At 66.6% G+C, this 13,629-nt stretch carries 12 protein-coding genes and 2 pseudogenes; 10 read left to right on the top strand and 4 right to left on the bottom strand.

Going from position 1 to position 13,629, the window contains the following annotated elements:
- Positions 1-829: 829 nt before the first annotated feature.
- Positions 830-1,498 carry a TetR/AcrR family transcriptional regulator C-terminal domain-containing protein gene (locus ABD793_RS30285; RefSeq protein ID WP_344866124.1) on the bottom strand — a complete coding sequence of 223 codons (669 nt, stop codon included), beginning with the start codon at positions 1,496-1,498 and terminating at the stop codon, positions 830-832.
- A 48-nt stretch (positions 1,499-1,546) separates the two neighbouring features.
- Here ABD793_RS30285 and ABD793_RS30280 point away from each other — a divergent pair, with 48 nt between their 5' ends.
- From ABD793_RS30280 to ABD793_RS30260, 5 genes and pseudogenes are all read left to right on the top strand, one after another.
- Positions 1,547-3,175, top strand: coding sequence for an MFS transporter (locus ABD793_RS30280; protein ID WP_344866122.1), 1,629 nt, complete (start codon positions 1,547-1,549; stop codon positions 3,173-3,175).
- A 69-nt stretch (positions 3,176-3,244) separates the two neighbouring features.
- A pseudogene (locus ABD793_RS30275) lies at positions 3,245-3,972 on the top strand (helix-turn-helix domain-containing protein); the annotation flags it as partial.
- 300 nt (positions 3,973-4,272) lie between these two features.
- Positions 4,273-4,962 (top strand): IS110 family transposase, encoded by a 690-nt coding sequence (locus tag ABD793_RS30270; RefSeq protein WP_344866120.1) that lies wholly within the window; start codon positions 4,273-4,275, stop codon positions 4,960-4,962.
- A 12-nt stretch (positions 4,963-4,974) separates the two neighbouring features.
- Positions 4,975-5,661, top strand: a complete 687-nt coding sequence (locus ABD793_RS30265; protein ID WP_344866192.1) for a transposase — start codon at positions 4,975-4,977, stop codon at positions 5,659-5,661.
- A 16-nt stretch (positions 5,662-5,677) separates the two neighbouring features.
- Positions 5,678-5,971: pseudogene (locus tag ABD793_RS30260) on the top strand (integrase core domain-containing protein); the annotation flags it as partial.
- A gap of 36 nt (positions 5,972-6,007) precedes the next feature.
- Here ABD793_RS30260 and ABD793_RS30255 read toward each other — a convergent pair.
- The gene (locus ABD793_RS30255) at positions 6,008-6,901 is read right to left on the bottom strand and encodes an IS3 family transposase (RefSeq protein WP_344866118.1); all 894 of its coding nucleotides are present in this window, start codon (positions 6,899-6,901) and stop codon (positions 6,008-6,010) included.
- On the bottom strand, positions 6,898-7,056 hold the full coding sequence (locus ABD793_RS30250; RefSeq protein WP_344866116.1) for a hypothetical protein: 159 nt from the start codon (positions 7,054-7,056) through the stop codon (positions 6,898-6,900). Before ABD793_RS30250 ends, ABD793_RS30255 begins: the two co-directional genes overlap by 4 nt.
- A gap of 21 nt (positions 7,057-7,077) precedes the next feature.
- Here ABD793_RS30250 and ABD793_RS30245 point away from each other — a divergent pair, with 21 nt between their 5' ends.
- On the top strand, positions 7,078-7,860 hold the full coding sequence (locus ABD793_RS30245; RefSeq protein WP_344866114.1) for a hypothetical protein: 783 nt from the start codon (positions 7,078-7,080) through the stop codon (positions 7,858-7,860).
- A gap of 766 nt (positions 7,861-8,626) precedes the next feature.
- Here the strand turns inward: ABD793_RS30245 and ABD793_RS30240 are convergent.
- The gene (locus ABD793_RS30240; RefSeq protein ID WP_344866112.1) at positions 8,627-9,607 is read right to left on the bottom strand and encodes a 2-hydroxyacid dehydrogenase; all 981 of its coding nucleotides are present in this window, start codon (positions 9,605-9,607) and stop codon (positions 8,627-8,629) included.
- A 341-nt stretch (positions 9,608-9,948) separates the two neighbouring features.
- Between ABD793_RS30240 and ABD793_RS30235 the strand changes: the two genes are divergently transcribed.
- The 4 genes from ABD793_RS30235 (at position 9,949) to ABD793_RS30220 (ending at position 13,607) form a co-directional block, all read left to right on the top strand.
- Entirely contained in the window at positions 9,949-10,692 is a 744-nt protein-coding gene (locus ABD793_RS30235; RefSeq protein ID WP_344866110.1) for an SDR family oxidoreductase, read from the top strand.
- A gap of 146 nt (positions 10,693-10,838) precedes the next feature.
- Entirely contained in the window at positions 10,839-11,873 is a 1,035-nt protein-coding gene (locus ABD793_RS30230; RefSeq protein ID WP_344866108.1) for a 2-hydroxyacid dehydrogenase, read from the top strand.
- Positions 11,870-12,619 (top strand): SDR family NAD(P)-dependent oxidoreductase, encoded by a 750-nt coding sequence (locus tag ABD793_RS30225; protein ID WP_344866106.1) that lies wholly within the window; start codon positions 11,870-11,872, stop codon positions 12,617-12,619. The genes ABD793_RS30230 and ABD793_RS30225 overlap by 4 nt, the downstream gene beginning before the upstream one ends.
- A complete protein-coding gene (locus ABD793_RS30220) occupies positions 12,612-13,607 on the top strand; it encodes a sugar phosphate isomerase/epimerase family protein (RefSeq protein WP_344866103.1) in 996 nt (331 codons plus the stop codon). The genes ABD793_RS30225 and ABD793_RS30220 overlap by 8 nt, the downstream gene beginning before the upstream one ends.
- Positions 13,608-13,629: the final 22 nt, after the last annotated feature.

Here is a 13,629-nt window from a genome sequence, read left to right as displayed (position 1 = left end):
GGCACCGACGGCCCGGCGAGCAATCGCTGCAAGCCGAGCCCAAACTGGCAGTGAAGGCCAGAGTCGTCGTCCTTGCAGGTCAGGCTCGTGAACATCGGAAATTGGCCATTCAGGGATTCGGTCGGCGTCGGCTCTTGACTGTCCCTCGTTGGCCATCTCAGTGGGCGCCGGCGCCTCGGCGTCCAATCCGAGGTTGACGCGATTGCCGCACAGGTGGTTGACCAGCTGCGACCCCGATACCCGTCCCGCCGAACCTTGGCATGAGGGGCCTTCACCTAGACCGGCAAGCCGCTGACCAGCAGGTTTAGGTTCGCATGCTGGCTTGTTTGGTGCTCGAACCTGCGACACGGCTCACGAAGACCGCAGAAGCGATCATCGTTCCGTCGTCAGATCCGCCGCGCACGGTGAGCCGGTGTTAGCCGCTGGAAGACCCTGATTGGCTCACCGGTCACATGGGAGTAGGGCTTTGGACTCCTCTTCGAGGACGTGCCAGAGCTACAGCGGCTATACGATCCCTGCGATAGTCTCCGTCAGTTAGTCGCGCGAGATGATGTAGTCCCAGCAGGACGAGCAGACGTCGATCTCACCGTCCTCTTCGAGCTTGTCCGTTGGGGTACGCACGTACACACCATTGTGGCAACGGCTGCAGCCACCGATCTGGCCCTGGTCATAAACGGTGAAGCAGGAGAAGCACGCGTACATCGGTTTCTCCGGCGAGCCGCGGAAGGCCACTCCGGCCACTAAGTTGTTGCGGGTCAGGAGGTTGTTGACGCCGAGAACCGGCCAGTGGTTGCCGATTGACCTGGGGAAGTGATGTCGCCTCAGCGAGTCATGGTGCGGGAGGCCTCTGATTCAGCCGCGCTTGGAGTCCGTCGAGCAGTACCGTGAGTCCAAACTCGAAGCTCGCTTCGTCGACAGTGCCGGGGTCAGCGTTCGCCAGGGCCTCGTATCGCTCAAGGAGCAAGGGGTAGTCGGCAAGATCGCCTCTAACTTGCTCGACTATCTCGGTCGGCGTGGTTGTGCGGTCTTTGGGCATCGGTGATGGCGTTCGACCCCAGGCATCACCGAGGACCTGGGTGAACACGCTCGCTCCTGCCCAGTCGAGGTCGAATCCCTCGAACCCTGCTCGGCTGCATACCTGGAGTAGGTGGTTTTGGAATCTCACGATTGCGGGACCGTGGATGCGGGGATGGGTACTGAATGCCTCGGTCAGCCAGGGGTGGCGGCTGAATAGAAGACGGAGGTCGCGGGCGGTCTGGGCAAGGTCGTCGCGCCAGGACGCGCCTTCGATCGCGAGGGTTAGCTCGGCGAAAACCTGGTCCGTGGCGAGTCCGACGAGGTTTTCCATGCTGCCGACGTGCCAGTACATGACGTTCGGTGAAGAGTTCAGAACCGTACCCAAGCGGCGGGTGCTGAGTGCGTCGAGCCCGTCGGAGTCGAGGAGTTCGACTGCCGCTTTGATGACGCGTTCCCGGTCGAGTCGTTCTGCGTTCGCCATGCCGACAGGCTAGTGGCATTCTTGTGCGATGCACAAGTTTCTTGTACGGTGCACAAGTTCTACTTGAGCACCGCACAAGAGAGGTTTGGCATGACAGATGTACGCCTAGGTCAGGGAGCGCTGGCCGAGGAAAGACAATCGCATCGGCGACCGTGGTTGACGCTCCTCGCGGTCGCGTTGGGGATCGTCGTGATCCAACTCGACGGGACGATCGTTAGTGTCGCTAACCCGGCGATCGCCGCCGATCTAGCAGCAGGGCCGACTCAGATTCAGTGGGTGACGACCGGCTACCTGCTGGTGTTCGCCGGGTTGCTGATCCCGGCTGGCACGGTTGCCGACAAGATCGGGCATAAGCGTGTGTTCCTTGTCGGTGTCGGCGGTTTCACACTCGCCTCGTTGCTGTGCGGCATCTCGCCGAACGTGGAGGTCCTTATTGCTGCAAGGGTCGTCCAAGCCGCGTTCGCGGCGGGCATCGGGCCTGCCGGACTCGCTTTGATCCGGAAGGCGTTCCCTGCTGATGCGCTGCCCCGGGCGCTCGGTATGTTCGGCGCGGTAACCGCGGCCGCTTTGGCGTCAGGGCCGCTGCTCGGTGGAGCGTTGATGGCGCTCGGCAGTTGGCACTGGGTGTTCTTCGTCAACTTGCCATTCGGTCTACTCGGCGCCGTGGTCGGCTCGCGCGTGCTGCCGCAAGCTCGTCCGGAGACATCCCAGCGAATGGATTTCGCTGGCGCGGTGACGGTAATGGCGTCGCTGGCGTCGGTGATCTGGGGCATCACCTCGGTCCAGGAGCACGGCTGGACCGCGGGCCCCGTCGCATTCCTCGTGGTTGGGCTCGTGTTGCTGGTGGCGTTCGTCGGGGTTGAGTCGCGCGTACGTCAGCCGATGGTTTCCCTCGCGCTGTTCCGAAATCGGACGTTCGCGGTCGGTTGTGTGCTGAGCGTCGTGACGATGTTCGTGTTCTTCGCGATCATGTTCTATCTGAACTTCTTCTTCCAAGCTGTCCAAGGCAAGAGTGCCGTCGACACGGGGCTGGCGATGCTGCCATTGACCGCAGTGTTCGTCATCGCGTCGCCGATGGCCGGATGGGCAACCGAACGCGTCGGAAGCCGGGGAACCATCCTCATCGGGTCAGCCGCCATTACTGCGTCTATGGTCATGCTGCTCGGGCTTGTAACCGACTCGTCGGTGTTGTCGCTGGTTGTGCCGCTGCTCCTTGCAGGTGCCGGTGCCGGGTTCTTGCTCGTGCCCGCCATCAACCTCGTCGTCGGAAGTGCACCCGAAGAACAAGCAGGTGTCGCTTCCGGCATGCAGCAAGCTACTCAGCAACTCGGAGGCACTTTGGGGATAGCCGTATTCGGCACGATCATCTCTGCTGTCGTGGCGAGTAGTTTCGGGCGGACGCTCCGGGCCGACGGACTGCCCGGAGACCTCGTCGCTGAACTCGGGGCCGACGAAAACCTGCGCAAGAGTGTCGCTCTCGGCTTCCCAAACGATGCCCAAACGCAGTTGAACGGCCAGCTCGGCGAGCCCATCGCCGCGCACGTCACTCAAGCTGCCCACGCGACCTTTCTCCACGCCCTCGACACGGTATTCAGCGTCTCCATCGCTGCTGTGCTCGTGGCTGCGGCGCTGTCGCTGTTGATCAAGCGCTCCCCCGCAGAGGCGCAGCATGTATAGGCCGTCACTCACTGACGGGGCAGGTCTGATATTGGCCGAGATCACAGCGAGCCCGGCGAGGTCGGCGTCGTGACCCACCGCAACGCACCACTTGCCATCGAGGGCCGGCGTCGCCTGGTTGAGCGGTGCAAGACGCGCCCGATCGCGCAGGCACGGGAGATGGACATCTCCCGTGCCTGCGCGTCGAAGTGGGTGAACCGGTGGCGCAAGCACGGTGAGGTCGGACTGACCGACCGATCCTCCACGCCTCATCGGCAGCCGACCGCGACGCACCCCGATGTCGTGCAACGGATCGAATCAACGCGGCGCGAGCACAAATGGTCCGCATCGCGAATCGCATTCGAACTCAACGAAACTGGCATAGGGGCCAGCCGCCGCACTGTCACACGTCTCCTTGCCCAGTTGGGGTTAAACGAACGCCGCTTTATCGATCCCGACGGCGACACCAACCGCGCCCCGCGCGTGACCGTTGCCAAACGACCGGGGCACATGGTCCACATCGACGTGAAGAAGGTCGGACGCATCCCCGACGGCGGAGGCTGGAGAGTCCACGGCCGCGACTCCGATCAAGCCAGAGCCGCCGCCCGCGCTAAAGCGACATCAGCCAAGGGTAAACCGGCCACGGCCGGCGCGAAGCGCGGGTACACCTACCTGCCTCCGCCGTCGACGGCTACTCTCGCCTCGCTTACACCGAAGCCCTCCCGGACGCGCAAGCCCGCTCCGCGATCGCCTTTACCCACCGCGCCCGCGCGTTCTTCGCACGCCACGGCATCAGTCATATCCACCGGCTCGTGACCGGCGTTCAAGTTGGGTGCGCGGCGTTGAGCCTGTCTCGTCGGCCGGCGGGGATGGATCGGGGTCGTCCGGCACCCGCCTGTCAACGTTGTTTGACCGAGTGGAGCGCTGCGCGACTCCTTGCCTGTTGACCATGGTGGCGGGCGGGGTCACTGCCGGAGTTCGAGATGCCCTGTTAGGAACCCGGCGACCATGCCCGGCCGAGTCGGACGTGGATCCCTGTTAGCGAATGTCTGGTGCGCCTCGAGCTCCCACGGTGGACGGCGGCCGGATCCGAATTCACGCGAGCAAGGGAGCCGGCAGTGATCGTTCGGATGGGCGTGGACATCGCGGTCCGCGCGCCGCACCAGGCCAGCTTGGCCGACGAGCAGGGACGAGTGCTGTGGTCCGGGCACCGATTCCGCACGCGCAGCAAGGAGCTCGACCGGTTGTGGGCACGGCTGCCCGAAGGTGTCACGGCGGCCGAGGTGACGGTCGTGGTGGAGCCGACCCGCAACGCATGGGTTCCGCTGGCGGCATGGTTTCGCCGGCGGGGCGCGACCGTGGTGCTGGTGTCCGCGGAGCGATCGGCCGATCTGCGCGCCTACTATGCCAAACACACCAAGAGCGACCGGCTGGACTCGATCCTGCTGGCCCGGCTGCCGTTGCTGCACCCCGAAGGACTCCATCCCGAGCGGGGCGCAGGTCCGGGCGATCCGCTGCGGCGCGCGACGAAACTGCACTCCACGCTCGTCCAGCGTCGCACCGCCGGCCTCGCCCGGCTCGACGCGCTGCTGGAGATCCTCGGACCGGACTGGCACGCTGCCCTCAGCGGTGACCTGGCGAACAAGACCCCGCTGCAGTTCCTCGCCACCGGCTACGCCGACCCCCAGACCGTCCATCGCCTCGGCCGGTCCCGGTTGTCCCGATTCTTCTACCGACACTCCCGCGGCGCCTGGGGCGACGCGGAAGCCGACAGGATCCTGGCTGCAGCCTCCGCGACCGCCGAGTGATGGGGCGAGGAACTGGCTTTTGCCGATCTGGCCGACGACATCGCCGTCGAAGCCCGCCTCGCACTGGCGATCACCGACGAGATCAAAGACGTCGACGAACGCATCACCGTCCTGGTCGCCGAACGCGACCCCGACGGGATCATCACCTCCGCGCCCGGCGTCGGGGCCGTGACCGGAGCAGTCATTCTCGGCCGGCTCGGCGACATCAGCCGGTTCTCGTCTCTGGCCGCGGTCCGCGGCTCCAGCGGCCTTGTTCCGTCGCTGGACGCCTCCGGCGTCTCCGGCCGCCACGGCGGCCCGACCAAACGCGGAGACGCACTGCTACGCGAAGCGCTGTTCATGGCCGCCAGCCAGGCCCGCCGCCGCGACCCCACCCTGGCCGCCAAGTATTACCGGCTGATGGCCCAGGCCGGCAAACACCACAACTCGGCGCTCTGCCACATCGCGACGACGCTGCTGACCCGCATCGCATCATGCTGGAAGAACCACACGCCCTACCAGCTACGTGACGTCGACGGCACACTTGTCACCCCTGTCCAAGCCCGCGACATCATCGCCGAGCGATACACCGTGCCGGAAGACATCCGCCGATCACGCAAAACCACTGGAGCGGGGACGGGCCAGCGAAACAAGAAGTCGCCAAGCGCTCCATCAACCGGCCCGTCCAACACCCACGCTAAACCCCACCGAGCAGCTTGACATCCCTTAGGAACGCAACGGTGCCTGCTACCGCGCCCATGCGTTCACGCGATCCTTGCTCGGCGCGAAGCACAAACGCACCAAGCCGTACACGCCCAAGCACAATGGGAAGGTGGAGAGGTACAACCGGATCCTTGCCGAGGAGTTCCTCTACTCCCGCACCTGGATCAGCGAGGCCGAGCGATCAGCCGCTGTCGCGGTGTGGAACGTGCACTACAATTATCACCGACCCCACAGCGCCGCGGCCGGCCAACTGCCTGCGTCGCGCGCACCTGTTGGCGTCACCAACGTCATGGCCTCATACAACTAGTGTCTTGAGCTTCCCCCTTGATCGTGGAGGACTCCTCTATGCGGCCCGGTTGGCCGCACTGGTCTCGTAGTCGATCGGGGATTGCATGCCACAGGAACTGTGGCGACGTCGTTGATTGTAGAAGTCGACGACCCGTTTAACAATAGTTTGTTGCGCTTCTTTTCGAGTTTTGAAGTGATGCCGTGAGAGTACTTCGTGTTCCAGGGTGGAGAAGAACGATTCGGCCGCGGCGTTGCCGACACATGATCCGGTCCGACCCATCGGCTGCCGGATTCCGAGCTTGCCGCAGAGCACGGTGAAATCGTGCGCGGTATACGCCGAGCCACGATCGGAGTGGAAGACCACTCCAGTCACCCCGTCCTTCCCGCCACGGGCGGCGACAGCCATCTTGATGGTCTCACCTGCGAGTCCGGCGTCCGGATGGGCGCTGGTGGCGTAGCCGGGCAACCGACGGGAGGACAGGTCAATCGCCGTCGACAAGGAGAATTTTCCCTCGTCGGTCGGGATTTCGGTCATGTCGCCGGCCCACTTCATGTCCGGCGCAGGCGCGGTGAAGTCCCGGTTCACCAGATCCGGGAACGGAACCGCCCGTTTATCCGGCCGGGTCAGGTTCTTCCGCCGTTTCTTGGGCCGGGCCACCAATCCCCGGCCGGCCATCGACTTGGCCACCGTTTTCTCGCTCACTGTCCAGCCGGCAGCGCGTAGATCGATGAGAACACGCGGTGAGCCGTGCAGGCCGTGCGCGGCCTCGAAAGCCTGCGCGACCGCCGCGTCCAACTCGGCACGCCGCTGCTCCCTCGGCGCAGGTTGGTGTTCGCGGTGGTGCCACTTATAGAACCAGGACTCCGACACAGCCAACACCCGGCACGTGACGGCGTCTGGCACCTGGTGGCGGGTCCTCTGGCCGGCGATGAACGCGGCCAGGCTCACCGCCTCGCCTCCTTCACCCACAGGACCACGGACCGCTTGAGGACATCCCGTTCCATCCACAGCTCGGCGTTCTCCGCACACAACCGCGCCAGCTCGGCACGATCGCCACCGCTCAGCCCCTCGGCCTCGCCACAGTTGATCTTGCCCTGCTTCACCCGGTTCGCCAGCGTCCCCGCATGAACTCCCAGGCGTTCTACGTCGTCGGCATCACTCTCGTCGTGATGGGCCTGGTGAGGCTCTACGTTGAGCGCCTGCCTGTCGGAGTCCAACACGTGGCCACGCCTGTTCTGGCCATTTTTCTGATCTTTCCGATCGGTACGTTGTTTCTTCGGGTGTGGAGTGCTCGCTACGCCCACGATCGAGTCCAGCGTCAGATCGCCAAACTCCTGTCAGCGATCGGTGAAGTGGACGAAGTCGCAGCCTCGTGGACGCGCTGCCGGGTCGGTAATCCGGCTCGGTTGCACCAGCGCAGAATCCGGAATCTTCGTAGCCTGCTTCGCAAGGCGGTCGTCAGCCTCCCTCGTGAGATCACTTGCCTGAGCGGGCGAGGTCATCAACGGGCGGATTCGGTTGTTGGCGACCAGGTGAAGACCAGCTTGCTGCGGGCTCTGACCGATGCGCCGCGACCGGCGAATGGTCCTGCTCGTGACGAACTGCGAAAACTGCTTGCGGTGCTCTCTCAAGCGGTCCTCGTGGCCGATCCACACGAGAGTTTGGAGATCGCGTTGCGCGGTTTTCCGGCAACCTGTGCGCCAGGTTCTGAGCAATTGAAGACGTGGTCTTGGCAGCGGTATTCGCTCGCGACACCAGCGTTGCTGTCCGTCCTCGCGGTGCCTGTAACCGCTTTCGTTGTGGCGAAGCTGGCGAACTCGTCGATGCCCGTCGGGATCGTAGTCGCGGGAATCGGGACTGCGGTCCAGACGGTTATAAAGTACCTCAAACACCGGAAAAGTGACTAGCTGGGTGCTCTGCGTGAGTGGTGTGGCCAGCGGTCAGCGAGGAGTCGTGATTTTATACCGCGACAAGGGTTTGGTCGCGGCGCTGTGCTCCGCGTCGGGGCGAGCGGCCAGCCTGATTCTTGCAGGGTGCTGATGGGTCGCGAGCACAGCGTTCGATGGCCCGTGTCGGGCCGTTCACGATGGGCTGCGGTTTGCTCCACGCTCGGCGGACTGCCGCGCCGAGGGGAACGGTGAGCGTCGGCTCTGATCCCCGATTTGGGGGATCCAGTCAAACCCAAGGGATTATGGACGGAACGCTCGCCGCTGAGCTGCGTTTTCGCAGGTGAGCACACCGCTGAGCCCAGGAGGACTCATAATCCCTTGGCCGCGGGTTCGAGCCCCGCCCGGCCCACTCGATTGGCCTGATCCTGCTCGTTGCTTCGCAATTCGCCGGGATCTCGTGGTGATCATTCCCGGGGGGTAACCCCCGGACCCCCAGCTCGCACGCGGCCATCGGTCGGTTCTCATGCTGACACGTTAGGTCCACGAGGCAGCTCGGGCTGCTCAGCGCTGACGCACTTTCGCCGGTGCCCGCGGTATCTACCCGGGGGACAACCCCCGGGCCCCGGCGCCCAGTAGTTGCGTTTCGTGGTTCATGTACTGACACGTCAGCTCCACCGTCAGTGTGGACTCCGTTGAGATGCCAGGGAGTTTGCAGGTGGCGCAGGGTGATGCGAGCCCCTCCGGGAACGTGGGCCGGTGGAGCGGACTGCCCGGGGCGGGTGGTTCATTGCGTCGCGGGTGTGGTGCCGGGCAGGGGGGTGTGCGCGGGCTTTCCGGCTAGTACTGCCAGCAGGTTGTCCACGGCCAGGTTCACCATGGCGGAACGGGTTGCCTCGGTTGCCGAACCGACGTGGGGGAGTGCCACCAGGCGTGCCTCTGCGACCAGGTCCGCCACGTCGGCACCGCGGGGTTCCTGTTCGAACACGTCCAGGCCGGCGGAGTGGATGGTGCCGGCGCGCAGTGCTGCCAGCAGTGCCTTCTCGTCGACGACGCCGCCTCGGGACGTGTTGACGAGGGTGGCCGCCGGTTTCATCGCGCGCAGTTCGGTTGCGCCGATGAGGTTGTGTGTGGTGGCCGTGAGCGGCACGTGCAGCGACACGATGTCCGACTGTGCCAGCAAAGTTTCGAGGTCGGCCGGTTCGGCGAGGCCGTCGTCAGGGGCCGAATAGGGGTCGTGGCACAGGACGTGCACGCCGAATCCGGCGGCGCGCCGGGCGACCGCGCGGCCGATCTGCCCGTAACCGACGAGGCCGAGCTTCGTGCCGTGCACGTCGAGACCCAGGTGGTCGTGCAGGTGGAAGGTCGTCCAGGCGCCCGCGTGCAGCTGGTCGCGCGCGGCACCGAGACGGCGGCGCGCCATGAGGATCAGCGACCACACGAGGTCGGCGGTGGTCTCGGCGAGCACGCCCGGGGTGTGCGTGACGACGACGCCGCGTTCGGCGGCTGCGGCCCGATCCACGCCGTCGAAGCCCGCACTGGCGAGGCTCACGATCCGCAGCTGCGAGCCGGCGGCGTCCAGCAGTGCGGCGTCGACGAGGTCGTTGCCCAGGCACAGGATCCCGGACACGCCGGTCGCGAGCGCCTGCAGTGCGGCGGCTGTCGGCCTGGCCTCGGCCGGCCCCCTGATCAGGCCGACCTGCGCGGCGAGCCGGTCCAGGCCGGGGCCGGGCAACTGGCCGCGGGTGCTCAGCACGCGCTTTTCCACGGTCCGCTCCTCAGTGCGCCGGAACTGTGCACGCGCACGTTATCCGGGCCGCGAACACGGGCACAAACGCCGAATCGGGACAGCGCCATTCGGTAGCGGTACCCCGAATGCGGTGAGCAGCGCGAGTGGCCGGGACATAAGAAAACCCGATTGCCCCATGGGAAAACGATGTTTGTTGGTGTGCAAGGCGAAGCCTTAAGGTCGCCGGCACCACCGGCCGCCGGGGCGGAACCGGCCGAAATGCGATCGAACCGGTATCGCCAGGGAAACCACGGGCCGCATTGCCGGTCCACGCCGTCCACCCCGGGCCGTGCGGAATTCCGCCGAAAGGAACGAACACCATGCCCTTCTCCGATTACCGCAGCGCCTTGGTGACCGGTGCGTCGACCGGGATCGGCGCCGTGCTCGTGCAGCGGCTGGCCGAACGCGGACTCGAGGTGCACGCCGTCGCCCGCGACCGCGAGCGGCTCACCGCGCTCTCCCGCGCCACCGGCTGCGTTCCGCACGCCGTCGACCTCACCTCCACCGAGGCGCTCACCCGGCTGGTCGACGGGCTGGAGATCGACGTGCTGGTCAACAACGCCGGGGTTTCCCGCACCGGCACCATCCTGACCGCCGACGAGTTCGCGGTCGACGAGCAGATCGCGGTCAACCTCCGAGCCGTGCTGCACCTCGTGCGGCTGATCATGCCCGGCATGGTGGCCCGCGACCTCGGGCACATCGTCAACATCAGCTCCATCGCCGGCGTTTACAACTTCGGCGGCAATACGATTTACCACGCCACCAAGTCCGCCGTGCACACGCTGTCCCGCCAATTGCGGGTCGACGGCTACGGCAAGCGCGTCCGGATCACCGAGATCTGCCCGGGACGCGTCGAAACGGAGATTTTCGGCCGGGTGCTCGGTGACCCGGCGCAGGCACAGCGCGAGTTCTTCGACGGCTACGAGTCGCTCAAACCCGAGGACATCGCGAGCGCGATCGAGTTCGCCATCGCCTCGCCGCGGCACATGAACGTCGGGCACATCGAGATCCTGCCGACGTTCCAGGTTCCCGGCGGGCTCAACTTCGAGCGGCGGACGGACTGACGCGCGCAGGCGGCCACCACGGCGAGCCCCGGGCAGCAGTATCGGGAAGCGAGATACCGCTATCTCCGTTGCTGATACGGCCCCGATCGCGTCGGTGACCGAACTACTCTTCGGCCACCAGTTCCCCGAGGCGGAAAGAGGTGTTTGTGGACTACCGGGTCGTGCTCACCCGCGGGTACGCCGAACCGGACGGCAGCACGGTCTTCGGTGACATCGGACTGTCGCGGCTGACCGAAGCGGGGCTGTCGTGGCGGGTGCTCGACGATGCTGTGGAGGAGCTGCAGCAGCGGCAGCTCGAAGACGCCGACGCGGTCCTGGTACTGGGACACGAGCGGGTGAGCGCCGCCTCGATCCCGTCCTCCGGGCGGCTGCGGCACGTCGCCCGGTTCGGCGCCGGGTTCGACGCGGTCGACGTGGACGCCTGCACGCGGCGTGGGGTGGTGGTGACCACCACCCCGGACGCGGTGCGCGGACCGGTCGCCGATTCGGTGATCGCGTTGCTGTATGCGTTGTCGCACAACCTGGTGATGAAGGACCGGTTGGTGCGCGAGGGACGCTGGGGCGAGCGCGGCGCGTGGCAGGGACCCGGGTTGACCGGCGCGACGGTGGGCATCGTCGGGCTGGGCGGGATCGGCATGGAGACCGCGCGCCGGGTGCGGGCGCTGGGATTGCGGGTGCTCGGTTACAACCGCAGCGACCGCAGGCAGGCGGCCGCGGAGATCGGCGTGGAAGCGGTCGCGCTCGCCGATCTGCTGCGGCGGAGCGACTACGTGGTGGTCACCGTCGCGGGAAACGCGGGGACGAGACACCTCCTCGGCGACGCGGAACTCGCGTTGCTGCGGCCGTCGGCGCGGCTGATCAACGTCGCGCGCGGATCGGTTGTGGACGAGGAAGCACTGGTCCGCAGGCTCCGCGACGGCAGGATCGCGGGCGCCGGACTGGACGTTTTCGCCGAGGAGCCGCTGAACCCCGGCAGCGCATTGACCACTGTGGACAGCGTGGTGCTCGCGCCGCATTCGTTGTGCTGGACCGACCAGTTCAGTGCGGCGGTGTCCGCGAGCGCGCTGGACGCGCTGATCGCGGTCAGCCGCGGGCAACGGCCGCGCACCGCGCTGAACACCCCGGAAAACGCTGCCGACGGGCAGCACGGACCCGACGAAGAAGGGCGGACCACGCCATGACAGGCACCGCGATCATCACCGGCGCGGCGTCGGAACGCGGGATCGGCCGCGCGCTGGCGGAACGGCTGGCTCCGGCCGGCTGGCACCTCGGGCTGCTCGACGTGGACCCGGCGGTCGAGGACGTCGCGGCGGAACTGGCGGCGCGGCACGGGATCGCCGCGCGTGGAGCAGCCGCCGATGTCGCCGATCCCGAGGCGGTGCACGCCGCGGTGTCCGGATTCGAACGTGATCTGGCGCCGATCGGGGCGCTGGTCAACATCGCGGGGATCAGTTCGCCGGTTCCGTTGCTGGAAACGGACTTGGCGACCTGGGAACGGGTGCTGCGGATCAACGCGACCGGCACGTTCGTGATGTGCAAGCGGATTGTGCCCGGACTGGTCGAACGCGGCTACGGCCGGGTGGTGAACCTCGGGTCGACTGCCGCGCAGAACGGCGGCGGCACATACAGCAAATCGACCTACGCGGCGTCCAAAGGTGCGATCGAGGGGTTCAGCCGCGGGCTGGCACTCGAAGTCGCACCGAACGGTGTCACGGTGAACGTGGTCGCCCCGGCCACGATCGACACCGACATCATGGGCGGCCGCATCACCGAGGACCGCAAACCCGCGTTCCTGGCCCAGTTGCCGGTCGGCAGGCTCGGCACGACGCGCGAGGTCGCCGCGTTGGTGGAGTTCCTCGTCGGCGCGGACGCCGGCTACATCACCGGCGCCACCTACAACATCAACGGAGGCATCCGCATTGGCTGAGTCGGTCCGCGTCCCGGTGCACGAAGAGCGGCCTTCGCTGGGGTGCGCGGGTGACTTCGCGTCCCCGTACTCGGCGGAGGCGTGGCCGATCGCCGCGGCGATGCTGCAGTTCCCGCCGCACGCCGCGGACGGCACTCCGGTGGCGGAGCTGGACCCCGCCGAATGGCGTGCCCAGCTGCAGGCGGTCGTCGATGCCGGCTTCACCCAGCTCGAACTGTCCACGGCGTGGCTTCCGCTCGGGGACCTCCGTCCGGAGCGGCTGTCGGCGCTCGGTGCGGTACTGGCCGATGCCGGGCTCTCCGTTCCGGGTGTGGGGGTGGTGCGCCGGAGCGTCATCCACCCCGAGCGCGGCGAACGGAACCTCGCGTTCAGCCATCGCACTGTGGACGCGGCTGCGGAACTCGGCGCGGGCGTCGTGTGCCTGGGGCTGCACGACGCGCTGACCCCGCAGCAGCAGCGGGCGTTGTGGTTCTGGACCGTGCCGCAGGACGAGCGGCCCGCCGATCCGGAGGTCTACGCGCTGGCGGTCCGCCGGTTCCGGGAGCTGGGCGACCACGCTGCGTCGCTCGGCCTGGAGATTTCCCTCGAACTGTACGAGAACACCTATCTCGGCAGTGCCGACGAGGCGATCCGGTTCCTCGACGACATCGGCCACGACGCGGTGGGGCTCAACCCCGATCTGGGGAACCTGATCCGCCAGCAGCGTCCGGCCGATTCCTGGGAGTACCTGGTCTCGGTCACCGCGCCACGCACGAATTACTGGCACGTCAAGAACTACGCGCGTCTGGAGGATCCGGCAGGCGGCACTGTGCTCACCCACCCGACGTCGCTGGAGCTGGGTGTCATCAACTACCGGACGGCTGTGCGCTACGCGATCGCCCACGGCTTCCGCGGGGCGTTCGTCGCCGAGCACTACGGCGGCGACGGGCTCAGCGTCGGTGCCACCAACGCCGCCTACCTCCGCCGGATCCTCCCGCGTACCCAGTGACCGCGGATCAGCTGACAGGAGC

This window comes from Amycolatopsis ultiminotia (genome assembly GCF_039536925.1).
GTDB lineage: Bacteria > Actinomycetota > Actinomycetes > Mycobacteriales > Pseudonocardiaceae > Amycolatopsis > Amycolatopsis ultiminotia.
The sequence above is the reverse complement of the archived record's forward strand: the minus strand, read 5'-3'. Positions and strand labels throughout refer to the sequence as shown.

What these genes read in the sequence shown, in the direction of transcription:
- ABD793_RS30285 (WP_344866124.1), bottom strand. Translation starts at nt 1,498, where the DNA reads ATGGCGAACGCAGAACGACTCGACCGGGAACGCGTCATCAAAGCGGCA.
- ABD793_RS30245 (WP_344866114.1), top strand. Translation starts at nt 7,078, where the DNA reads ATGAACTCCCAGGCGTTCTACGTCGTCGGCATCACTCTCGTCGTGATG.
- ABD793_RS30235 (WP_344866110.1), top strand. Translation starts at nt 9,949, where the DNA reads ATGCCCTTCTCCGATTACCGCAGCGCCTTGGTGACCGGTGCGTCGACC.
- ABD793_RS30225 (WP_344866106.1), top strand. Translation starts at nt 11,870, where the DNA reads ATGACAGGCACCGCGATCATCACCGGCGCGGCGTCGGAACGCGGGATC.